The sequence below is a fragment of the Burkholderia lata genome (assembly GCF_902499335.1).
Lineage (GTDB): Bacteria > Pseudomonadota > Gammaproteobacteria > Burkholderiales > Burkholderiaceae > Burkholderia > Burkholderia lata_B.
Window position 1 is genome coordinate 603,611 of record NZ_CABVQK010000004.1, and the last position, 22,729, is coordinate 626,339.

The 22,729-nt window shown below is 66.5% G+C and carries 13 protein-coding genes and 1 pseudogene; 8 read left to right on the forward strand and 6 right to left on the reverse strand.

What is annotated here, in order from left to right; all coding sequences use genetic code 11:
- Window positions 1-75 precede the first annotated feature (75 nt).
- The 3 genes and pseudogenes from BCO18175_RS13290 to BCO18175_RS13300 form a co-directional block, all read right to left on the reverse strand.
- The gene (locus tag BCO18175_RS13290; RefSeq protein WP_174981366.1) at window positions 76-1,074 is read right to left on the reverse strand and encodes a GlxA family transcriptional regulator; all 999 of its coding nucleotides are present in this window, start codon (window positions 1,072-1,074) and stop codon (window positions 76-78) included.
- Window positions 1,075-1,465: 391 nt separating this feature from the next.
- Complete coding sequence (gene choW, locus BCO18175_RS13295) at window positions 1,466-2,362, reverse strand: choline ABC transporter permease subunit (protein ID WP_174981369.1); 897 nt, start codon at window positions 2,360-2,362, stop codon at window positions 1,466-1,468.
- A pseudogene (locus BCO18175_RS13300) lies at window positions 2,355-3,806 on the reverse strand (quaternary amine ABC transporter ATP-binding protein); the annotation flags it as partial. The gene choW and the pseudogene BCO18175_RS13300, both read right to left, overlap by 8 nt.
- A 333-nt stretch (window positions 3,807-4,139) precedes the next feature.
- Between BCO18175_RS13300 and BCO18175_RS13305 the strand changes: the two are divergent.
- From BCO18175_RS13305 to BCO18175_RS13315, 3 genes are all read left to right on the forward strand, one after another.
- The gene (locus BCO18175_RS13305) at window positions 4,140-7,520 is read left to right on the forward strand and encodes a DUF2339 domain-containing protein (RefSeq protein ID WP_174981372.1); all 3,381 of its coding nucleotides are present in this window, start codon (window positions 4,140-4,142) and stop codon (window positions 7,518-7,520) included.
- Window positions 7,517-8,860 (forward strand): DUF3999 domain-containing protein, encoded by a 1,344-nt coding sequence (locus BCO18175_RS13310; RefSeq protein WP_174981375.1) that lies wholly within the window; start codon window positions 7,517-7,519, stop codon window positions 8,858-8,860. Before BCO18175_RS13305 ends, BCO18175_RS13310 begins: the two co-directional genes overlap by 4 nt.
- A gap of 115 nt (window positions 8,861-8,975) precedes the next feature.
- Window positions 8,976-9,623: a lytic transglycosylase domain-containing protein gene (locus BCO18175_RS13315; protein WP_174981378.1), complete on the forward strand. Its 648-nt coding sequence runs from the start codon at window positions 8,976-8,978 to the stop codon at window positions 9,621-9,623.
- Between the two features lie 8 nt (window positions 9,624-9,631).
- Here BCO18175_RS13315 and BCO18175_RS13320 read toward each other — a convergent pair whose 3' ends face one another.
- The 3 genes from BCO18175_RS13320 to BCO18175_RS13330 form a co-directional block, all read right to left on the reverse strand.
- Window positions 9,632-10,330 carry a response regulator gene (locus BCO18175_RS13320; RefSeq protein ID WP_174981380.1) on the reverse strand — a complete coding sequence of 233 codons (699 nt, stop codon included), beginning with the start codon at window positions 10,328-10,330 and terminating at the stop codon, window positions 9,632-9,634.
- Window positions 10,331-10,370: 40 nt separating this feature from the next.
- Window positions 10,371-12,455 (reverse strand): potassium-transporting ATPase subunit KdpB, encoded by a 2,085-nt coding sequence (gene kdpB, locus BCO18175_RS13325; protein ID WP_174981439.1) that lies wholly within the window; start codon window positions 12,453-12,455, stop codon window positions 10,371-10,373.
- A gap of 360 nt (window positions 12,456-12,815) precedes the next feature.
- Window positions 12,816-13,604, reverse strand: a complete 789-nt coding sequence (locus BCO18175_RS13330; RefSeq protein ID WP_174981382.1) for a GNAT family N-acetyltransferase — start codon at window positions 13,602-13,604, stop codon at window positions 12,816-12,818.
- Window positions 13,605-13,883: 279 nt separating this feature from the next.
- Between BCO18175_RS13330 and BCO18175_RS13335 the strand changes: the two genes are divergently transcribed.
- The 5 genes from BCO18175_RS13335 to BCO18175_RS13355 all read left to right on the forward strand — a co-directional run.
- Complete coding sequence (locus BCO18175_RS13335; protein ID WP_174981386.1) at window positions 13,884-14,189, forward strand: NIPSNAP family protein; 306 nt, start codon at window positions 13,884-13,886, stop codon at window positions 14,187-14,189.
- Between the two features lie 311 nt (window positions 14,190-14,500).
- Window positions 14,501-15,151: an NADPH-dependent FMN reductase gene (locus BCO18175_RS13340; protein ID WP_174919067.1), complete on the forward strand. Its 651-nt coding sequence runs from the start codon at window positions 14,501-14,503 to the stop codon at window positions 15,149-15,151.
- A gap of 237 nt (window positions 15,152-15,388) precedes the next feature.
- On the forward strand, window positions 15,389-15,607 hold the full coding sequence (locus tag BCO18175_RS13345) for a hypothetical protein (RefSeq protein ID WP_011354057.1): 219 nt from the start codon (window positions 15,389-15,391) through the stop codon (window positions 15,605-15,607).
- Window positions 15,608-15,702: 95 nt separating this feature from the next.
- Window positions 15,703-16,605, forward strand: a complete 903-nt coding sequence (locus BCO18175_RS13350; RefSeq protein WP_174981390.1) for a ferritin-like domain-containing protein — start codon at window positions 15,703-15,705, stop codon at window positions 16,603-16,605.
- A 1,151-nt stretch (window positions 16,606-17,756) separates the two neighbouring features.
- A partial coding sequence (locus tag BCO18175_RS13355) for an ESPR-type extended signal peptide-containing protein (RefSeq protein ID WP_302480650.1) occupies window positions 17,757-22,729 on the forward strand: 4,973 nt, incomplete at its 3' end.

Here is a 22,729-nt window from a genome sequence, read left to right on the forward strand (position 1 = left end):
GTTTGCTTGAATGCGGGATCGTTTTATTGAAGCCGCGCGCCGCGATCCCGGCGGCGTCGCGGACCATAGGGTCGGTCAGCGCCCCGGCAACCGGCGCTCGTAGCTCGGCGCATGGCCGAACTGCGCACGGTAGGCCTTGCTGAAATGGCACGGCGAATGAAAACCGCAGACCGTCGTCACGCTCGCGATCGATGCGTCGGTCGTGCGCAGCAGGTCGCGCGCGCGCTTCAGGCGCAGCGTCAGGTAATAGTGGGTCGGCGACACGTTCAGGTACACCTTGAACATGCGCTGAAGATGCCGTTGCGACAGCCGCACGAGCCGCGCGAGTTCCTCGAGCGACAGCGGTTCCTCGATGTTCGCCTCCATCAGCCGCACGACCTCGATCAGCTCCGCACGCGAGAAGCCGACGCGCGCGTCGACCGGAATCGGCTGCGTATCGGTCGAACTGCGGATGCGCTCCAGGATGAACTGCTCGGAAACCTGCGCGGCCAGCTGCTGGCCGAACCGCATGCCGACGAGGTTCAGCATCAGGTCGAGCGGCGCGGTGCCGCCAGTGCAGGTCAGCCGGTCGCGGTCGACGACGAACAGCTCGTCGGCGAAACCGACCTGCGGAAACTCAGAATGCAGCGCGGACAGGTTCTCCCAGTGCACGGTGCAGCGATAGCCGTCGAGCAGCCCGCTCGACATCAGCGCATACGCGCCCGTGCAGATGCCGCCGAGCGGCAGCCCGCGCTCGGACAACGCCGCGAGCGTATCGCGCGCGCCCTCGTCGACCACGTCGCGGATACGGATGCCGCCGCACACGATCATCACGTCGGGCAGGTTCGTGTAGTCGAGCGCCTGCGTGGGCCGTACCGCGATGCCGTTGCTGGCGTGCACCGGACTCCCGTCGAGCGAGTAGATCGACCACTGGTAGTGATCCGCACGCCCGACGTAGTTCGCCATCCGAAGCACTTCGACGGCGCTCGAAAACGCGATCATCGAGAAGTTCGGCAGCGTCAGGAAGCCGAAATGGGCGAGGGACGAAACCGGTGAAACGCAGGCGGCGGGCGCGACAGCGACGGCGGACGTCACATCGGTCTCCTAGGGTCTGTTTCCAGATGGAACGCGCATGCGTTGCCACGAGAACGGCCGCTCGCGAGGCGTGTGACGCCGCGAATACTGACGTATTCGCAAGGAGCGCAACGCGGCGAGCGGCCGTTCTCGTGGCAACCCCAAATTAAAAAGTTCATGTCACGGGAATGCCCGAAATCGCCCGCATGGCGGCGTCGCTCGTCGCTTGTTTGGCTCGGCCAAACGGCGCTCCTCACTTCTTGCCCTGCGAGCGATTTCGGGCATTCGCATGTGCGTTCCATCTGGAAACAGACCCTCGAGGAGGTTGCAGGGGGCCAGCCCCGCGGCCGAAGCCGCGGAAGCCATTATTTGTATTCGTGGTGAGCGGCCGGGTTGCGCCAGCCGCCGGAGGTCAGGCCTGTGCGGGTGCTGCCTTCACGCGAAACAGCTGCTTGAGGCCCGAGAACAGCGGCGCTTTCACGGTGCCCGGCGCACGGCCGAAGCTTTCGGTGATGCGGTCGAGAATGATCGCGAGCAGCACGACCGACAGACCGCTTTCGAAACCGAGCCCGATGTCGAGGCGCTGGATACTGGCGAGCACGTCGTTGCCGAGGCCACCCGCGCCGACCATCGACGCGATGATCACCATCGACAGCGCCATCATGATCGTCTGGTTCACGCCCTGCATGATCGACGGCAGCGCATTCGGGAACTGCACCTTGTACAGCAACTGCCACGGCGTGCAGCCGAAGGCCTGGCCGGCTTCGACGATCTCGCGGTTCACGTGGCGGATACCGAGGCTCGTCAGGCGCACCGCCGGCGGCATCGCGAAGATCACCGTCGACAGGATCCCCGGCACGCGGCCGAGACCGAACAGCATCGCGGCCGGAATCAGGTAAACGAACGCGGGCATCGTCTGCATCAGGTCGAGAATCGGGCGCACGGTTGCGGCGACCCACTTGCTCTTCGCGGCCCAGATGCCGAGCGGGATCCCGAGCACGAGGCTGATGATCGTCGACGACAGCGTGAGGCCGAGCGTGATGACGGTCTGATCCCAGAAGCCCGTCGCGAAGATCAGCAGCAGCGACGCGGTGGTGAACAGCGCAAAGCGCCAGCCCACCCGCCACAGCCCGACGCCGATGAAGATCGCCATCATCATCCACATCGGGATCGCCTGCAGACTGTGCTCGACGAATGCCGCGAGCCCCTCGATCGCCTGACCGATCGCATCGAACGTCTTGGCGTCGTGGTCGAGCAGGTAATGAACGGACTGGTCAACCCAGGTACCGAGCGGAATCATTTCAGACATGGGAGCCTCGCGAACGCGTGATGGCCTTCAGGATGAGCGCACGATCGACCGAGCCGCAGTAGCAGCCGTCGTCGTCGACGACCGGCAGCGCATTCGGGCTCGCGACCACACGCGCGACGACATGTTCGAGCGACGCATCGCGCCGGATGCTTTCGATCGGCCGCACGGACGGCGTGGCCTGGCCGAGCGCATCGCGCGTGACGAAGCCGCGGATCTTGCGTTCGGCGTCGAGCACGAACGCGTATTCGGCGCTGCCGTTCAGCGTCGCCGCGACGTTCGCGGCATCGCACTTCGACACGATCGGCACGGCGCCCGTCTGCATCAGGTCGCCGGCCGTCAGGTAGCGGCTGGTGTCGATACCGTCGAAGAACGCGCGCACGTAATCGTCGGCCGGGTTCGCGATGATGTCCTGCGGCGTACCGACCTGCACGAGCCGACCACCTTCCATGATCGCGATGCGGTTGCCGATGCGCAGCGCTTCCTCCAGATCGTGCGACACGAACATGATCGTGCGGCGCTGTTCCTTCTGCAGTTGCAGCAGCACATCCTGCATTTCCCGGCGCTTGAGCGGATCGAGCGCGGAGAACGCCTCGTCCATGATCATCAGCGACGGGTTCACGGCCAGCGCGCGGGCGAGGCCGACGCGCTGCTGCATCCCGCCCGACAGCTCGGACGGCAGCTTGTGCGCGAACGGCGCGAGGCCGACCTGCTCGAGCACTTCCATCGCGCGGCGCTCGCGTTCCTTCTTGCCGACGCCCGCGACTTCCAGGCCGAATGCGGCATTCGACACCACGGAACGATGCGGCATCAGCGCGAACGACTGGAACACCATGCTCATGTCCTTGCGGCGCAGCGCGGTCAGCGCCGAGCGGCGCGCCGACGCGACGTCGAGCCCGTCGATCATCACCTTGCCGGCGCTGGGATCGACCAGCCGGTTCACGAGGCGGATCAGCGTGGACTTGCCGGAGCCCGACAGGCCCATCAGCACAAAAATTTCGCCTTCCTGCACATCGAAGGAGACGTTGTGCACGCCGACGACCTGACCGGTGCGCTTGAGCACATCGTCCTTCGTCGCGCCGGCGGCGAGCATGTCGAGCGCCTGCTGCGGGTTGCTTCCAAACACCTTGCACAGACCTTCGACCACGACCTTGGGGGCATCCATCGAAACCTTCTCCTCGTGTAGCGGGGACTCTCGCTTGTCATAGCGTGCCTACATAGTTGCCAGAAAAAACCCCGACCTGCCGACGAATTACGACAAACGCTTGCGCAAATACGACACGGCCTCCAGCCCCGCCCGGCGGGCCGCGGCACGCGGCGCCACCCGATTGCGGCGGCGCAATACGCGGACGGCCAGCAACGGCGGGCATCGCGCGTCGGACTTGTGCGCAGCAGCGCAGCGCATATCGCGTCGCGTTTTGCGCCAAACCGCATCGGGCGCACGTCGCTTTACGACAATTTCACGTCCGATCACGCGTCGATCTATTCAGACGAAAGCACGCACGGCATTCACCAATAAAAAGCATGACCGTGCAAAAAGCCGCGCGGCGACACCGGAAGGTGCACGCCGCGATACCGCGCCAACCCGGAAAATCCGCGACGGCCGCTGTGATACATTCCCCGCAAACACGCTGGTCGCGACGTTGCCGCGGGGCTTTCTCACGAAGGTCGCCCGCTCGACGCGCACATGCCGGTTCGCCTGCCGGCCGTGCTGAAACCGCCTCGTTCCGGTACCAACCGCGGTCGATGGACGATAACGATACAGAGAGGGAGCAAGGCGTTGAACTGGGCATTCGCCGTAATCGGCTTCATCGTGGGCGGCATCGCCGCATTGGCCGGGGATTTCTCGGCCGCGAACGGGTCGCTGCTCGGCGCCGCCGTCGGGTTCTGCATCGGCCACGCGCTGCAGCAACACAAGCGCAAGGGGAAGCAGGCCGCACCGGACACGTTTGCGATACCCGCGCCGGCTCCGCTTGCCGATCGCGTCGCACGTCTCGAAGCGACCGTCGAAACGCTGACGCGTGAAGTCGCTTCGCTGCGCGGCCAGCTGGCCGGCGCGAAGGCCGGCTCGGCCACGACCGACGCGACGGTGTTCACACCCGCCGCCACCGCATCCGCATCAGCCACGACATCCGCCCCCGTCCCGCCTTCGGCCACCCTGCCGCCGCGCCCGCCGGCCCAGCCGGCAGTCGCACGCGCGGACGCACCGGCTTCCGCATCGGCACCGGCCCCCGCACCGGTTCGAGCCGCCGCGCCGGTACCTGCGCCGGCCGCAGCGACCCGCGCAAGCGAAACGCCTGCCGCCCCGTCGGTTCCCCCCGCACCGCCCAAACCGCGCGAACCCGACCTCGTCGAGCGCGCCTTCCGCGCCGCGCGCGACTGGCTGCTGGGCGGCAACACGGTCGTGCGCGTCGGGATCATCGTGCTGTTCTTCGGCGTCGCATTCCTGCTCAAGTACGCGGCCGACAACAACATGCTGCCGATCGAATTCCGCCTCGCAGGCACCGCGCTCGCCGCGGCCGCGCTGCTCGCGATCGGCTGGCGCGTGCGTGCGCGCCGCGCGGCATACGGGCTCGTGCTGCAGGGCGGCGGCGTCGGCATCCTGTACCTGACGATCTTCGCCGCGACCAAGCTTTACGCGCTGCTGCCCGTCGGCGCCGCGTTCCCGCTGATGGTTGCGGTGTGCGCGCTGAGCACGTTCCTCGCGGTGCGGCAGAACGCGCTGCCGCTCGCGTTCATGGGCAGCGCGGGCGGCTTTCTCGCGCCGGTGCTGCTGTCGACCGGCCAGGGCAACCATGTCGCGCTGTTCAGCTACTACGCACTGCTGAACGCGGGCATCTTCGCGATCGCCTGGTTCAAGGCATGGCGTCCGCTGAACCTGCTCGGCTTCGTGTTCACGTTCACGATCGGCTCGGCGTGGGGCGTGACGGCCTACCGACCCGCGCTGTTCGCGAGCACCGAGCCGTTCCTGATCCTGTTCTTCCTGATGTATGTCGGCATCGCACTGCTGTATGCGGTGAAACGCGAACTCGCGCTGCGGCACTACGTGGACGGCACGCTCGTGTTCGGCACGCCGATCGTCGCGACCGCGCTGCAGGCGTCGCTCGTGAAAGACATGCCGTTCGGGCTCGCGTGGAGCGCCGTCGCGCTGTCGGCGTTCTACGTCGTGGTCACTGCGTGGCTCGCGCAGCGCCGCGACCGACTCGCACTGCTGTTCGAATCCACGCTCGCGCTCGCGGTGATCTTCGCGACGCTGGCCGTGCCGCTCGCGTTCTCGGGCCCGACGACCAGCGCCGCGTGGGCGATCGAAGGCGCGGCCGTCGTCTGGCTCGGCGTGCGCGAGAAGCGCATGCTGCGGTTCTGCTTCGGGCTGCTGATGCAGGTCGCCGCGGCCGGCGCGTTCTTCACGAGCCTGCTCGGGCCGGCCGACGCCACCGCGCTGCCGGTGCTCAACAGCCAGTACATCGCGATGCTGCTGATCGCGCTTGCCGGCCTGTTCACCGGCTGGTGGCTGCACGGGCGCGGCGAAGCGCGCGCGTGGCATGCGTGGATGCCCGAGATCGGTGCCGCCGCCGCCGCGTGGGGGCTGCTGTGGTGGGTCAGCGGTGGGCTGCACGAGATCCTCGTCTACGCGAGCCGTCACGTCGACCTGCATGCCGACCGCTTCGTCGTCGATACGACCGCGCTGTTCGCGGCCGGCACCGCGTGGCTCGCGCATGTCGCGCGCCGCCGGCTTGCGTGGCCGCTCGCCGAATGGCCCGCGCTCGCGCTGACGCCGGTGCTGGCGCTGCTCGCGCTGCGTGCATTCGATGCGCACGAAGCACCGCTGTCGGGGATGGGCGCGTTCGCGTGGCCCGTCGCCGTTGGCGCAGGCCTTGCGCTGCTGTGGCGCCAGTCGCGCGGCACGGCAAGCGCCGATTCCGCGAACGGCGCGGCGCCCGGCCTCGCGCAATCCATCGCCGCAGGCATCATCGCGCCGCTGCACACGCTGATGTTCTGGACCGTGTGCGGGCTGCTGGCGCTCGAAGGCTTCTGGCGCCTGCGCGCGTACGTGCCCGAAGGCGCATGGAGCTGGAGCGCGTGGGCCTACGGCTTCGGGGCGCTGCTCCTGCTGGTGTCGGGCCCCGGCTCGCGCCTGCGCTGGCCCATCGCGGCGTTTCCGCGGGCGTACCAGGTGTGGGGTGCGGCACCGCTCGCCGCGCTACTGTGGCTGTGGAGCATCGCCAGCGTGAGCAGCGACGGCAACGCGGCGCCGCTCTTCTGGCTGCCGCTGCTCAACCCGCTCGACGTCGCGCAGTTCCTGGTATTCGTCGCGTTCGCCGTGTGGCTGCGCCGACTGCGAACGCTCGGCATCGCGTGGCATCCGCGCGTCGTCGACTACGTGGCCATCGCGACCGTGTTCCTGTGGTTCAACGCGCTGATGCTGCGCACGCTGCATCAACGCTTCCACATGGCCTACGACATCGACACCGTGCTGTCGTCGTTCGGGATCCAGCAGGTGTTCATGGTCGGCTGGAGCCTGTTCGCGTTCGCCGGGATGTGGCTGACGCGCCGCGACGGCATCGCCCGCGTGTGCGCGTTCGCGTCGCTGCCGCTCATCGTCGTGATGTGGGCGTGGACCTTCTACGCGAACTTCACGCAGGACGGCGGAAGCTGGGCGCGCCTGCCGCTCCTCAACCCGCTCGACCTCGTGCTCGTGGTCGTCTATGCGCTCGCCGCGTCGTGGTTCGTGCGCGCGCGCAAGCTCGGCTGGTCGTTCGGCAACTATCGCGTCGAGCTGCTGAGCGCGGCCGGTGCAACCGCGTTCCTGTGGGCGAACGCGATCCTGTTGCGCACGCTGCATCACTGGGCCGGCGTGCCGTACGAACTCGGCGCGATGGCGGAATCGACGCTCGTGCAGGCGTCGGTGTCCGTGTACTGGACGCTCTGCGCGCTCGCGATCACGATCTGGGCCACGCGCCGCGGGCTGAGGCCGCTGTGGTTCGTCGGCGCAGCGCTGCTCGCGCTCACGGTCGTCAAGCTGTTCCTGTTCGATCTGTCGCACGTGACCGGGATCGAGCGCATCGTGTCGTTCATCGGCATCGGCGTGCTGCTGCTGTTGATCGGCTATTTCTCGCCGCTGCCGCCGAAGGCCGCCGCGCAGCAGGACGACAACACATGAAGCGATTCGCCGCCCTGCTCGGGCTGAGCCTGCTCGCGTCGTTCGCGGCGGCCGACGGGCACGTCGCGCAACACTTCTCGCTCGACCTGGACGGCGCCGCCGCGTACTACCAGCTCACCGTGCCGCAGCCCGTCTATGCGGCGAGCCGGCGCGACGATCTTGGCGACGTGCGCATCTTCAACGGTGCGGGCGAGCCGGTGCCGTATTCACTCGACACGCCCGCGGCGGCCGCACCCGCCGTACCGCCGAAGCGCACGCCGGTGCACTGGTTCCCGCTGCCGCCCGCCCGCGCCGACAACGGCAACGCACCGCTCGGCGTGACGGTCGGCCCGGACGGCGCGCTGCGCGCGGGCGTCGCTGCACCGGCGCGTGCGAAGCACAGTGCGGATCTCGTCGACCTGTCGCACGCGGACGGCGACATCGACGCGCTGCTCGTGCACGTAGGCGACGACAGCTACCAGGGGCGTGTCGCCATCGAAGCCAGCGACGACCTGCGCAGCTGGCGGTCGCTCGGCAGCACGCAGTTGCTGAAGGTGGGCCACGGTGACGACATGCTGGTGCAGGAACGCATCGCGCTCGAAGGCGCGGCGCCGCGCTACCTGCGGCTCGACTGGCTCGACGGCGCGCCCGCGGTTACGTCGATCGACGTCGAGACGCACCCGCGCGACGCGCGCGGGACCGACACCGCGACCGTCCCGCGCCAATGGCGCGATGCCGTGCGCGTGCGGGCCGGCGGCACGCCCGGCGAGTACCTGTTCGACACCGACGGCGCGTATCCGGTCGACCGCGTGCGCATCGACCTGCCGCAGCCGAACACCGTCGCTCGTGCGACGCTGCAGAGTCGCGCCGACGCACAGGCGCCGTGGCGCGACGTCGCGGCCGCCGTGCTGTTCCGGCTGCAGGGCAAGGCCGGCGAGCAGCGCAATCCGCCGCTCGAGTTCGCGGCGAATACGGATCGCGCGTGGCGGATCGTCGTCGACATGCGCAACGGCGGATTCGGCGGCGGCCAGCCGGCCGTCGCGATCGGCTGGCATCCGGCCGCGCTGACGTTCGTCGCGCGCGGCACGCCGCCGTTTACGCTCGGCGTCGGCGATGCGTCGCTCGTTTCATCGGCCGTGAGCCGCGACGCACTGCTGGTCGGCATGGCGCCCGAAGTGCGGCCCGCGCGCGTCGGCACGGTGTTGCCGGTCTCGGCGGTCGCGTCGGCGTCAGCCGCCGATACGGACGCGCCCCGCCGCTACGTGCTGTGGGGCGCGCTGGTCGTCGCGGTCGGCGTGCTCGGCACGATCGCATGGCGCCTCGCGAAAGGCGGCGGCGATACGCGCGGCCGCGACGAGTGACGCAGGGCGATCGTCGCTCGTCTTTACGCACCGTTTATCGGGCGAACCTGTTTCTTTCGACGGTCGCAACGCATAACTGCGTACAGTCGTCGCATCGGAACCACGATGCGACGACATGCAGGAAACCTATCCATCGTATGACCGGCCAGCGCCGCGCCTGTGCGCGGCCCGGCCGCTGAAGCGGCTTCTACTGTCTTTCCCGGTCGCGCTGTCGCTGTCGATCGCGCTGCCCGCACATGCCGACGACATGCCAGCGGCGCCGGTCAGCGCCGCCAGCACGCCCGAACCCTCGCTTCCCCCAACCCTCGACACGATCGTCACGACGCTGCGCAACCGCTTTCACGTCGCGTATGCCGACGCGCGCACGATCGCACGCGCCGTGCAGACCGAATCGGATCGCTACGGGCTGGCACCGGCGCTGCTGCTCGCGATCATCGCGGTCGAATCGAGCTTCGATCGGCATGCGGTCAGTGTCGCCGGCGCGCGCGGGTTGATGCAGGTGATGCCCACCGCCCATCGCGATCTCGTCGCGCATGTGAAGGACCTGTCCGATCCGGCCACCAACGTGCGAATCGGCGCGGCCATCTTCCGTGGCTATCTCGACGATGCGGACGGCGACGTCGAAACCGCGCTCGTGCGCTACAACGGCGGCACGAAGCGCTATGCTCAGCGCGTCGCACTGCGCGTGCAGCAATTCGATGCGCAACTGCGCCGTACGAACGGCATGGCGAGCGACGAACTGCGGACGGCTACGAACCCCTGAGCGCGTCGTTACTGCGCACCGGCCAGCCGGTAGCCGACGCCCGTCTCCGTCACGATGTACGCAGGCCGCCTCGGATCGCATTCCAGCTTGCGCCGCAGGTGACCGACATACACCCGCAGGTAGTGCGCATCCTTGCCGTGCGCCGCGCCCCACACCTCGTTCAGCAGGCGGTCGTGCGTGAGCGGCCGGCCCGCATGATGCGCGAGCACGGCCAGCAACCGGTATTCGATCGGACTCAGATGCACGCGCGCCCCGCCGCGCAGCACCTGGCGATCGCCGAGATCGACGGTCACGTCGCCGAAGCGCACGCACATCGCGTCGAGGCGTCCGCCGCCGGCCTGCCGCCGCAGGTGCGCGCGAATTCGCGCGATCAATTCGGCGGCGCCGAACGGCTTGGTCAGATAGTCGTCCGCGCCCGCGTCGAGCGCGGCCACCTTGTCGCTTTCCGCACTCAGCGCCGACAGCACGATCAGCGGCGCGGCCGAGCACGCACGCAGCGCACGGATCAGTTCGGTGCCGCCCATGTCGCGCAGGTTCGTGTCCGCGATGATCAGGTCGGGACGACGTGAGCCGACGGCCGCCACGCCCGCGACGCCGGTCGCGGCCTCGCAGACGTGCATGTGTTCGGCCTTCAGCGCGACACGGACGAAATGCCGGATGAACCTGTCTTCGTCGACGATCACGATGACGACGGTCGGCTCGCTCATCCGGCAGCGCCTTCGTCCGGTGCGTCATGCGCGCCCATGCTCAGGCCCATCCGCATGCCACCAGCACCATGTCGATCAGCTTGATGAACGGGAACGGCAGCAGCACGCCACCGAAGCCGTACAACAGCAGGTTCCTGCGCAGCAGCGGCGCCGCGCCGAGCGGGCGATAGCGCACGCCCTTCAGCGCGAGCGGAATCAGCGCGACGATGATCAGTGCATTGAAGATCACCGCCGACAGGATCGCCGATGCCGGCGACGCGAGATGCATCACGTCGAGCACGCGCAACTGCGGATACGTCGTTGCAAACGCGGCCGGGATGATCGCGAAATATTTCGCGACGTCGTTCGCGATCGAGAACGTCGTCAGCGAACCGCGCGTCATCAGCATCTGCTTGCCGATCTCGACGATCTCGATCAGCTTCGTCGGGTTCGAGTCGAGGTCGACCATGTTGCCGGCTTCCTTCGCCGCCTGCGTACCGGTGTTCATCGCCACGGCGACGTCGGCCTGCGCGAGCGCCGGCGCGTCGTTGGTGCCGTCGCCCGTCATCGCGACGAGGCGCCCCGCGGCCTGGTGTTCGCGGATCGTCGCGAGCTTGGTTTCCGGCGTCGCTTCCGCGAGGAAATCGTCGACGCCCGCTTCTGCCGCGATCGCCGCAGCCGTCAGCCGGTTGTCGCCCGTCACCATCACCGTCTTGATCCCCATCTTGCGCAGCTCCGCGAAGCGCTCCTTGATGCCGCCCTTCACGATGTCCTTCAGCTCGATCACGCCGAGCACGCGGGCGACACCGTCGACCCGCTCCGCCACCGCGAGCGGCGTGCTGCCGCGACGCGCGATGTCGGTCACGACCGCTTCGACTTCGCGCGTGACGCGGCCACCGTGGGACTCGACGTAATGCTTGATCGCGTCCGCCGCGCCTTTGCGGATCTCGCGGCCCGGTGCCCCGGAGGAAGTCCCCGTGTGGGAAAGGTCGACGCCGCTCATCCGCGTCTGCGCGCTGAACGACAGGAACACCGGATGCAGCGCCTGCATGTCGCGCTCGCGCAGGTTGAAGCGCTGCTTCGCGAGCACGACGATGCTGCGGCCTTCCGGCGTTTCGTCGGCAAGCGACGACAGCTGCGCGGCATCGGCCAGCGCTTCCTCGGTCACGAATGGCGCGGGCACGAACGCCGATGCCTGGCGGTTGCCGAGCGTGATCGTGCCGGTCTTGTCGAGCAGCAGCACGTCGACGTCGCCGGCCGCTTCCACCGCGCGGCCCGACGTCGCGATCACGTTCGCCTGCATCATCCGGCTCATCCCGGCCACGCCGATCGCGGACAACAACCCACCGATCGTCGTCGGAATCAGGCACACGAGCAGCGCGACGAGCGCGGTGATCGTCACGACGTGGCCGGCCTTCATCGCTTCGACCGCGAACGCCGAGAACGGCAGCAAGGTGGCGGTCGCGAGCAGCATCACGATCGTCAAGGCGACGAGCAGGATCGTCAGCGCGATCTCGTTCGGCGTCTTCTTGCGCTTCGCGCCTTCGACCATTGCAATCATCCGGTCGAGGAACGCCTCGCCCGGATTGACGGCAACCCGCACGACGATCCAGTCGGACAGCACGCGCGTGCCGCCCGTCACCGACGAGAAGTCGCCGCCCGACTCGCGGATCACCGGCGCGGATTCACCGGTAATCGCCGATTCGTCGACCGACGCGACGCCTTCGATCACGTCGCCATCGGCCGGGATCGTGTCGCCGGTTTCGACGAGCACGACGTCGCCCTTGCGCAGGTCGGTGGACGCCATCACCTCGACGGCCGCCTTCGCATGCGGGGCCGCGAGCTTTTTCGCGACCACGTTGTGTTTCGCACTGCGCAGCGATGCGGCCTGCGCCTTCGAACGCCCTTCCGCGAGCGCCTCGGCGAAGTTCGCGAACAGCACGGTGAACCACAACCACAGCGCGATTGCGACGATGAAGCCGGCAGGCGCTTCGGCCTGGCCGAACAGCGCGGCAATCCACAGGATCGTGGTCAGGATGCTGCCGACGTACACGCAGAACATCACCGGGTTGCGGAACTGCGTGCGTGGCGTGAGTTTCCGGAACGAATCGGCGATCGCCGGGCGCACGAGTGCGGGATCGAACATCGAGCGCGCGGCCGTGCGCGCATGGCCCGGCTGCGCGGAGCGCGGACCTGTCACGGGTGCGAGAGACATGGCGGTTTCCTTTTGCCGGCACGCCCCGCGCAGCGGCATCCGGCATCGGTCAGGCGAGCCGGCTGCCTGCGCGCGTTCTCGCGTGCGGCCTCCGTTTCCACGCAACCATCTTATGAAGGTTCGCGTGAAGATCGCGGCAAAGGATCGCGTCAGGGCATAAAAAGCGCGTAAACGCCGGTTTCGCCGCAGCGCGGCGGGGGTGTCTCAAGGGCCGTACACGAGCGGGAGCGCCACACTCCGCTCATACGACGTTTACGCGGCAAAGCAGGAATAGGAACCGGGGCGCACCGTTCAGCCGAACGTGTAGCGCCCGTGCTGGCGCGGTCGCCACGGCGACGACCGGCAACTCGCGGCACCGGCCGCGCGTCGTGCCGCCCAGCCTGCGCCGCGGCGCACGTGCTGGCCGCGCCTTGCCACCGTGACCACGCGCGACGGCAACGCATACGCAAGACGCCGCACGGCCGCCACGCGCGCGGCCATGCGCGACGCCGGCGACACGCGGCGCGCGACCTGCGCGACGGGCCGCTTGCAGAGGATCGCGCTGTCGTAGCACTTGCCGTCGAAGCGCATCACGTCGACGACGTCGAAACCCTGCGCGCCGTAGAACGCGAGCAGGTGCGACGCGGGATTCGGCGTATCGAGCGCGAGCAGCGCATAACCGCGCAACGCGGCCCACTGCTCGGCGAACGACAGCAGCAACGCGCCGATCCCGCGGCTCTGGCAAGCGGGGTCCACCGCCACCTGCCGCACGCTCGCAACGCCTTCGCGCCGGTACAGCGAGCACGCCGACGTCGGATCGGTCGCATACAGCGTGGCCGTGCCGATCACGCGCCCGCCGCACACGGCGACGTAGCACTCGCCCGCTTCCGCGCGGCGGCGGGTGACGTCCTCGCTCTGGTCGACGCACGTGCAGTTGAGCCCCATTGCGCCGAGCCGCGCGAACGCGCGATGCAGCATCGGTGTGAGTTGTTCATAGCTGTCGAAGGCCGGATCGAAACGCCGCACGATCACCCGATCGGCGCACACGGAAGGTGGCGCAGCGGGCGTGTGTTCGGCGATCGCGTTCCAGGGTATCGACATTGCCATGCTCCGTGGTTGGGATGCCCGAAGTCTATGAGCGCGCCGACCGCCCTCGCAAGAAAAAATGTCGTAAAAGTTTGGAGAAATGCGCGCGGGAGAGAGGGTGGCGACGGTGCGTGCCGCGCCGCTGCGCGCGTCGTTGCGAACGCATGACGGAACGCCGATCGTTGTTTGCGCAAGCAACGCATCCCGCGGACAGATCACGCGCCGGCGAACGCCGTTGACACATGCGGCGACGCCCTCCAGACTCGCTGGTTCCTCTCCTCATCGAGCGCGCTCATGGTCACCTGCTTCCTTCGCTACGTCATCGATCCGTACAAGCTCGACCAGTTCGAAACGTACGGCAAGATGTGGATTCCGCTCGTCGAGAAGTTCGGCGGCACGCATCACGGCTACTTCCTGCCGTCCGAAGGGACGAACAACATCGCGCTCGCGATGTTCTCGTTCCCGAGCCTCGCCGAATACGAGCGCTACCGCGAACGCTCGATGGACGATCCGGCCTGCCAGGCCGCGTTCCGCTACGCCGAGGAAACGCGCTGCATCGTCAGCTACGAACGCAGCTTCTTCCGGCCGGTGTTCGAGTAACGGGCAACAGCCCGGCGCATCGCGCCCCTTTTTCCTGACCCGGACGAAAAAAAGCCCCGCCTGCATCCGCGCGGCGGGGCCAACCCATGTCAGTAGAGACATCATGGAGGAGACGGGCCCATCTTATCGACCACGGCCCGCCGTCCCAACCAAGCATTTCTGCTATCGATCTGGGCGGCCGCGCACACGATTGCCCCTGCCGCGCGGCATATCGATAGAACGAAAAGTCGTTTTCAGAGTGGCGGCGGGGTCGTTACCATCTGGTTTTAAGCCTGTGCTTAGCCGGGCAAGCCATCCCCAAGGAGCGCCCCTTGACTGCATTCGATCAACACCGCCGCCCGTTCGTTGTCGGCATTGGCGGTACCACCCGGGCAGCGTCGTCGACCGAACGTGCGCTGTCGTTCGCGTTGCGCGGTGCGCAGGCGGCCGGCGCACGCACGCGCCTGTTCGACGGCCCGTTCCTGCATACGCTGCCGCACTACGCTCCCGAACACAAAACGCTGACCGACGCACAGCGCGAACTGATCGACGCCGTGCGCCAGGCCGACGCGATCATCATCGCGACGCCCGGCTATCACGGCGGCGTCTCCGGCCTCGTGAAGAACGCACTCGACACGCTCGAGGAACTGCGCGCGGACGATCGCCCCTATCTCGACGGTCGCGCGGTTGGGCTGATCGTCACCGCCTACGGCTGGCAGGCGGCCGGCACCGTGCTGACGTCGCTGCGTTCGATCGTGCATGCGCTGCGCGGCTGGCCGACGCCGTTCGGCGCGACCGTGAACACGCTCGAAACGCGCTTCGACAGCGCCGACAGCTGCTCGGATCCGAAGGTCGTTGCCCAACTCGAGACGGTCGGCGCGCAAGCGGCCGAGTTCGCGCTCGCGTTCGCATCGCATCGCGCGACCTCGCATGCGGCATCGGTCGACGCGCTTGCGCCCGTGCTGAAGATCGCCAACCAGTAATTTCCCCGCCCTCCACCGCCCGCGCCCGGCCGACCACGTTCGCCGGCGCGGGCGGTGCACATTCGGATGAGCGTGCCACGCGCCGTGCACGCCGACGCTTCTCCCCGGTTGCCCTTTCCCCGCATCGCGCGCCGATAACGATTCAGCCCGCCGCGTGATTTGCATTGGCCGAAAGATTGGTTCACGCCGTGGGCGGGTTTTCGTACGCTGAACCTCCGAACTTTCTCCGCGCACGCCATGAACCGTACGATCCGCTACAAGGGCTACGAAGTCGCCCCCGCTGCCGCCCGGTTGCCGAACGGGCTGTTCGCCGCCAACCTGACGATCGAGAAGGCAAGCGGCGGCCCGTCGCCGCGCGCCGTTTCATTCGACGCGATCGATTTCTTCTTCGAGGAAGAGCACGCGCTGGCCTACGCGTCCCGCTGGGGCCGCCTCTGGGTCGACACGAACGCGTGACGCACGCCTGGCCGGCGTGCGCATGGCCGCTCGAAAATACGCGTTTACGGAAGCTATGCAAGAATCTTTCGACCCGTAATCGCATAACAACAGCCATGAGTGACACGCTGCAGGAAGCGCATGCAGCAGCAGATCACGCAATGCGCAACTGGACCTTCGAGAGGCAAGGTCCGGTCCGGATCGGTTCCGATGCGCACATGCAGATGTTCTGCCGCATGCTGCTCGACACACACAACCCGTACAAGCCGGCGGTGATCGACTGGCCGCCGCTCACGCCCGCCGAGCTCAAGCGGCTCACGTCGCTACCGATCTGGGACATCGCGGTGCAGACCGAGGGCCGCGCATCGATCCGCGTGGCAACCTATGCGGCGACCATCGGCGATCCGCTGCTGCGCCGCGCGCTCGAGATGGACGGCGGCGAGGAAGCGCGCCACAAGGTCGTGCTGTCGAAGCTCGTCGAGGCATACGGCATCCGGCTCGCCCCCGAGCCGGCGTACCCTGCGCCGAAAGATCCCGAGTGGTGGTGGATCGTCACGGGCTTCAGCGAATGCATCGACAGCTTCTTCGCGTTCGGCCTGTTTCGTTCCGCGCAGCGCTCCGGCTACTTCCCGCCCGAACTCGTCGACACCTTCGAGCCGGTGATCCAGGAAGAAGGCCGCCACATCCTGTTCTTCGTGAACTGGTATGCATGGTACTGGCGCAGTCTGCCGTGGTGGCGCCGGCCGTGGTTCTTCGCGCGGGTCGCGGCCGTGTGGGTGCATTTGATCCGGGAACGCATCGGCATCGCGCGCGGCATCGATTCCGATGGCGTCGCGCGTGACGCGAACTTTCCGGCGACCGGCACCGCCGACATCGGCGACGCGCTCAACCCGCGCGAGTTGATCGAACTGTGTCTCACCGAGAACGACCGGCGGATGGCCGGCTACGACAAGCGCCTGCTGCGCCCGATGTTCGTGCCGCGCATGGCGCGGCTCGCGCTGCGGTTTCTCAAGAAGTAAGGCAGCCGCTCCGGGCAAAGGCCCGGTTGCCCGGTCGGGCGACCGGGCAACGACCAGCCTGACCCGTGCACGCGGCCAGCGATACGCAGCGACCGGAGCAGTCGTTTGGCTCCGTGCTCCACGCCCCGTTCGAACCTCGATGCACGCACGTCGCACCTGCATGGCGAGCCGCATCACTTGGGCTACCCTGCCCGCCCACCCGCTCGAAGTCGCCCGATCGCATGCGGTGCGGAACCTCGTCCACCCGCCTCCGCCTGCCGGATGTGGCACATCCGATACATTTATTCCCGCCCTTTTTTCTGCGGCGCTTTGGGGCGTATGGACAAATTGTCACGCCCAGGATTTGACAATTCGGGAACGTTGCCGCCGACGTCAAGCCGCGTCTTTAACAACCTGTCGCCAGCACGCGCACGGCTGACGCAGGTCACGCCTCCCGCACGGTTTCGCCTCCTCTTCGAACCCCGCACGAATATCAACAATTCCGAAACAGTCAATAGGACAAATTCGAAAGATGAATGATGACGGCCCGGCCCACCGCCCAGTAGCACTTTTTTACAAATTCGACGAGCCGACCAGCCCGGAACGCCCGTCACACGGGCCATCGCGGCGAGCGAGATGCGCATATCAGCACAGTCCCAGGTTCGATATTTCAAATTAAATTGATTTTCAGATAATCAACAAAATAAACAGAAAATCATCACTCAAATCCAGAATTAATAAATTAACGAGGTGGCAACCACATTATCCATCTGCGCAGCCACATACATTACAAAACAGAAAGACGCGCTCATTCCGCAAACGTTTGCTATTTCATTTGTCTTACGTTTGAGCCATCCCCATGTGTGACCTGCCGCACAAAACAATCGCAACACATTAATTTTTATACAAAATATTGCCTTCCCGCAGAAAAATTCCAATCCTTCAATAAACATTCTTACATCTTTCGAATGCATTCATCGCTGATACATCAAAACGCGATGTATTAACCATCCTTTAACTTTCAAAACGCGCTATTTATCACTTTTTATCAATCTAAAAAAACCTCCTCCAATAAACTCCGCCCATCAATTTTGAGATTCGCGCGAGCGCACGGAGTATTCCTCTAACGAAAGAGACCGGTGTGTGGCGTGCATATTTGGAGGTAGCAGGACATGAACCGCTCATACCGCTCGATCTGGAACGAAGCCCTTGGCGCCTGGGTCGCAGCGTCCGAACACGATACGGCACGGGGCAAGCCGAACAAGTCGGCTGTCGTGAAGGCCGTCGCGGCCGCTGTGCTCGTCGCGGGAGCGGCCGCCGGCAACGTCGCGCATGCGCAATACTCCGCAGGCGGTGGCACGACGCCAATCGGCGCCACTCAAGCAATTGCAATCGGCGGAAACGGCGGTAGCACGACGACGGCCAGCGGGTCGACGTCGATCGCGATCGGTGCAAACGCAACGGCATCGGGCAACTATTCCCAGGCATTCGGTCAGGCCACGACGGCTACCGGCTTAAGCGCGATCGCCATGGGCTCCGGCGCGAAGTCGCTGAACACGGGCTCGACGGCCGTCGGCAACGACACCACGGCATCGGGCTCGAGCGCGATTGCGATCGGGGGCGGCAACAGCTCGGGAACGGGCGGCGCGGTGGCGTCCGGCACCAACTCGATCGCGCTCGGCCGCTTCTCGAATGCGTCGGCCAGCGGCGCGAACGCAATCGGCAACAACGCGACCGCCACAGGCACCGACTCCATCGCTTTCGGCACCAACGCCACGGCGAACAATACTTCCGTGGCACTCGGCCGCGGCGCATCGGCCACGGGCACGAACGGCTCGGTCGCAATCGGCAACTCGGCCACGTCGACGGGCCTCGGTGCAATCGCGATGGGTAACGTCGGCAGCTTCGCGGCCACCACGGTGGCGACCGGCGCGGACGCGGTTGCGCTCGGTAACGGTTCGACGGCCAGCGGCAACTCCGGCGCCGTGGCTGTCGGCTCCGCGGCCGTGGCATCGAACTCTTATGCAACGGCCTTCGGCGCGAACTCGACCGCTTCGGGTGCGGGTTCCGTTGCATTCGCGCAAAACGCCAATGCCTCGACCACCAACGCCATCGCCATCGGCGTCGGCTCGACCGCGAACGTCGCGAACTCGGTTGCGCTCGGCAGCAGTTCGGTGACGAACAGCACCGCGTCGGTTACGACCGGCGGCAATACGGCAGTCACCAGCACCACGATCGGCGGCCAGACATTCGGTAACTACCAGGCCGGGACGCCGACCGGCGGCATTGTCAGCGTCGGTCAGGTCAACGCGGAACGCCGAATCCAGAACGTCGCCGCAGGCCTCGTCAGCGCGACCAGCACCGATGCGATCAACGGCAGCCAGCTCTACGCGGTGGCGAGCACGACGACGTCGAACATCACGAGCCTGTCGACTTCGACCTCGACTGGTCTGTCGTCGGCCAACAGTTCCATCGGTTCGCTGTCGACGTCGACTTCGACCGGCCTGTCGTCGGCCAATAGCTCGATCGGTTCGTTGTCGACGTCGACGTCGACCGGCCTGTCGTCGGCCAACAGCTCCATCGGTTCGTTGTCGACGTCGACGTCGACCGGCCTGTCGTCGGCCAACAGCTCCATCGGTTCGCTGTCCACCTCGACTTCGACCGGCATCAACTCGCTGTCCACCGGCATCAGCTCGGCAAACAGCTCCATCGGTTCGCTGTCCACGTCGACCTCGACTGGCCTGTCGTCGGCCAACAGCTCGATCACGTCGCTGTCTACGTCGACCTCGACCGGCATCGGCTCGCTGTCGACAGGCCTCAGCTCGACCAACAGCTCCGTCACCTCGCTGTCCACCTCGACTTCGACTGCGATCAGCACCGCGAAGACGCACTACTACAGCGTCAACGACGGCGGCACGCAGCAAGCCAACTACAACAACGACGGTGCAACGGGCGTCAACGCGCTCGCCGCCGGCGTGGGTGCAACTGCCGCAGGCGGCAGCAGTGTCGCGGTTGGCAACGGCGCAGCTGCACCGGGCCTTTATGCGATAGCGATCGGCAATGCCGCGTCCGCCGCCACGCAAGACGCGACTGCGATCGGCAGAAACGCGAGCGCCACGGCCGTCGCGGCTGTCGCGATCGGTGTCAATGGGCTCGCGGGGCAGCAAGCCGTTGCCATCGGTAATAACGCCACGGCCACCGCACTGGCCAGCGTGGCGTTGGGTGACACGGCCACGGCCACTGCGCAGCAGGCTTTGGCGATCGGTTCCGGAGCGGTTGCGACGAATACGCGATCCGTTGCGTTGGGCACGCTGTCCAGTGCAACCGGCGCCAACTCGGTTGCGATCGGCTACAAATCGACCGCTCAGTACACCGGTGCGGTTGCGATCGGCACCGGCAGCGTAACGGGCACGGCAGCCCCGACGACGGCGGCCTACGCCACGGGTCAGACAGCCAACGGTGGCGAGGTCTCGGTCGGCGGCGGCACGGCTGCAACCAACCGGCGCATCACGAACGTGGCGGATGGCTCCGCCCCGACCGACGCCGTGACGGTCGCACAGCTCAGCACCAGCAGCGCCAGCCTCTCGACCGGAATCTCGTCGGCCAATAGCTCGATCGGCTCGCTGTCCACGTCGACTTCGACCGGTATCAACTCGCTGTCCACCGGCGTCAGCTCGGCCAACAGCTCGATCACGTCGCTCTCGACTTCCACGTCGACGGGTCTGTCGTCGGCGAATAGCTCGATCGGCTCGCTGTCCACGTCGACCTCGACCGGCATCAATTCACTGTCCACTGGCATCAGCTCGGCAAACAGCTCGGTTACGTCGCTGTCGACTTCCACGTCGACGGGTCTGTCGTCGGCGAATAGCTCGATCTCGTCGCTGTCCACGTCGACTTCGACCGGCATCAATTCGCTGTCTACCGGCATCAGCTCGGCAAACAGCTCGGTTACGTCGCTGTCGACTTCCACGTCGACGGGTCTCTCGTCGGCTAACAGCTCGATCACTTCGCTGTCCACGTCGACCTCGACCGGCATCAATTCGCTGTCTACCGGCATCAGCTCGGCAAACAGCTCGGTTACGTCGCTCTCGACGTCCACGTCGACGGGTCTGTCGTCCGCCAATAGCTCGATCTCGTCGCTGTCCACCTCGACTTCGACCGGCATCAACTCGCTGTCCACCGGCATCAGCTCGGCAAACAGCTCGGTTACCTCGCTCTCGACGTCCACGTCGACCGGCCTGTCGTCGGCCAATAGCTCGATCACGTCGCTGTCCACCTCGACCTCGACCGGCATCAACTCGCTGTCCACCGGTATCAGCTCGGCAAACAGCTCGGTTACCTCGCTCTCGACTTCCACGTCGACGGGTCTGTCGTCGGCGAACAGCTCGATCACGTCGCTGTCCATGTCGACCTCGACCGGTATCAACTCGCTGTCCACCGGCATCAGCTCGGCAAACAGCTCAGTTACGTCGCTGTCGACTTCGACGTCGACGGGTCTGTCGTCGGCTAACAGCTCGATCACGTCGCTGTCCACCTCGACTTCGACCGGTATCAACTCGCTGTCCACCGGCATCAGCTCGGCAAACAGCTCGGTCACCTCGCTCTCGACTTCGACGTCGACGGGTCTTTCGTCGGCTAACAGCTCGATCTCGTCGCTGTCCACGTCGACTTCGACCGGTATCAACTCGCTGTCCACCGGTATCAGCTCGGCAAACAGCTCGGTCACCTCGCTTTCGAGCTCCACGTCGACTGGCCTGTCGTCGGCGAACAGCTCGATCACTTCGCTTTCCACGTCGACTTCGACCGGCATCAACTCGCTGTCCACCGGCATCAGCTCGGCAAACAGCTCGGTTACCTCGCTCTCGACCTCCACGTCGACGGGTCTGTCGTCGGCTAACAGCTCGATCTCGTCGCTGTCCACGTCGACTTCGACCGGTATCAACTCGCTGTCCACCGGTATCAGCTCGGCAAACAGCTCGGTCCTGTCGCTGTCCACGTCGACCTCGACGGGTCTGTCGACGGCCACGAGCTCGATCGGTTCGCTGTCCACTGGCCTGAACACGGTCACGGTCAAGACGGACAACCTCGGCACCAGCACGGCATCGGCGCTCGGCGGCGGTTCCACGTACGACCCGACGACCGGGACGGTCTCCGCGCCGGCATACACGACCTACAACGCGAACGGCACGACGTCGACCGCCAACAGCGTCGGCGCGGCGATCAACAACATCAACAGCCAGGGCATCAAGTACTTCCACGCGAACTCGACCGGCGCCGACAGCACCGCGACCGGCACCGACGCCGTTGCCATCGGCAGCGGGGCAGTCGCCGGCACCAACAATTCCGTGGCGCTCGGCGCCAATTCGCAGACCGGCCCGGCCGTTGGCACGAGCAGCGCGACCGTCGGCGGCGTCACGTTTGGCGGATTCGCAGGCACCACGCCGGTGGGCACCGTTAGCGTCGGCAGCGCCGGCAAGGAACGACAAATCACCAACGTCGCCGCCGGCCAGGTGACGTCGACCAGTACCGACGCGATCAACGGCAGCCAGCTCTATTCGGTCGCCCAACAGGTTGGTACCGCGACCAGCGCCATTTCGTCGCTGTCGACTTCGACGTCGACGGGCCTCTCGTCGGCCAACAGCTCGATCTCGTCGCTGTCCACGTCGACCTCGACTGGCCTGTCGTCAGCTGACAGCTCGATCACCTCGCTGTCGACTTCGACGTCGACCGGCCTGTCGTCGGCTAACAGCTCGATCTCGTCGCTGTCGACTTCGACGTCGACGGGTCTGTCGTCGGCTGACAGCTCGATCACGTCGCTGTCCACGTCGACCTCGACCGGCCTCTCGTCGGCGAACAGCTCGATCTCGTCGCTGTCGACCTCCACGTCGACGGGTCTGTCCTCGGCTGACAGCTCGATCACCTCGCTGTCCACGTCGACCTCGACGGGCCTGTCGTCGGCGAACAGCTCGATCACCTCGCTGTCGACCTCCACGTCGACGGGTCTGTCGTCGGCTGACAGCTCGATCACGTCGCTGTCGACTTCCACGTCGACCGGCCTCTCCTCGGCCAACAGCTCGATCACTTCGCTGTCGACTTCCACGTCGACGGGGCTGTCGTCGGCTGACAGCTCGATCACGTCGTTGTC

Excerpts from the sequence above, each read along its gene's own strand:
- choW (WP_174981369.1), bottom strand. The coding sequence starts at position 2,362 with ATGTCTGAAATGATTCCGCTCGGTACCTGGGTTGACCAGTCCGTTCAT.
- BCO18175_RS13310 (WP_174981375.1), top strand. The coding sequence starts at position 7,517 with ATGAAGCGATTCGCCGCCCTGCTCGGGCTGAGCCTGCTCGCGTCGTTC.
- BCO18175_RS13315 (WP_174981378.1), top strand. The coding sequence starts at position 8,976 with ATGCAGGAAACCTATCCATCGTATGACCGGCCAGCGCCGCGCCTGTGC.
- BCO18175_RS13320 (WP_174981380.1), bottom strand. The coding sequence starts at position 10,330 with ATGAGCGAGCCGACCGTCGTCATCGTGATCGTCGACGAAGACAGGTTC.
- kdpB (WP_174981439.1), bottom strand. The coding sequence starts at position 12,455 with ATGTTCGATCCCGCACTCGTGCGCCCGGCGATCGCCGATTCGTTCCGG.
- BCO18175_RS13330 (WP_174981382.1), bottom strand. The coding sequence starts at position 13,604 with ATGTCGATACCCTGGAACGCGATCGCCGAACACACGCCCGCTGCGCCA.
- BCO18175_RS13335 (WP_174981386.1), top strand. The coding sequence starts at position 13,884 with ATGGTCACCTGCTTCCTTCGCTACGTCATCGATCCGTACAAGCTCGAC.
- BCO18175_RS13345 (WP_011354057.1), top strand. The coding sequence starts at position 15,389 with ATGAACCGTACGATCCGCTACAAGGGCTACGAAGTCGCCCCCGCTGCC.
- BCO18175_RS13350 (WP_174981390.1), top strand. The coding sequence starts at position 15,703 with ATGAGTGACACGCTGCAGGAAGCGCATGCAGCAGCAGATCACGCAATG.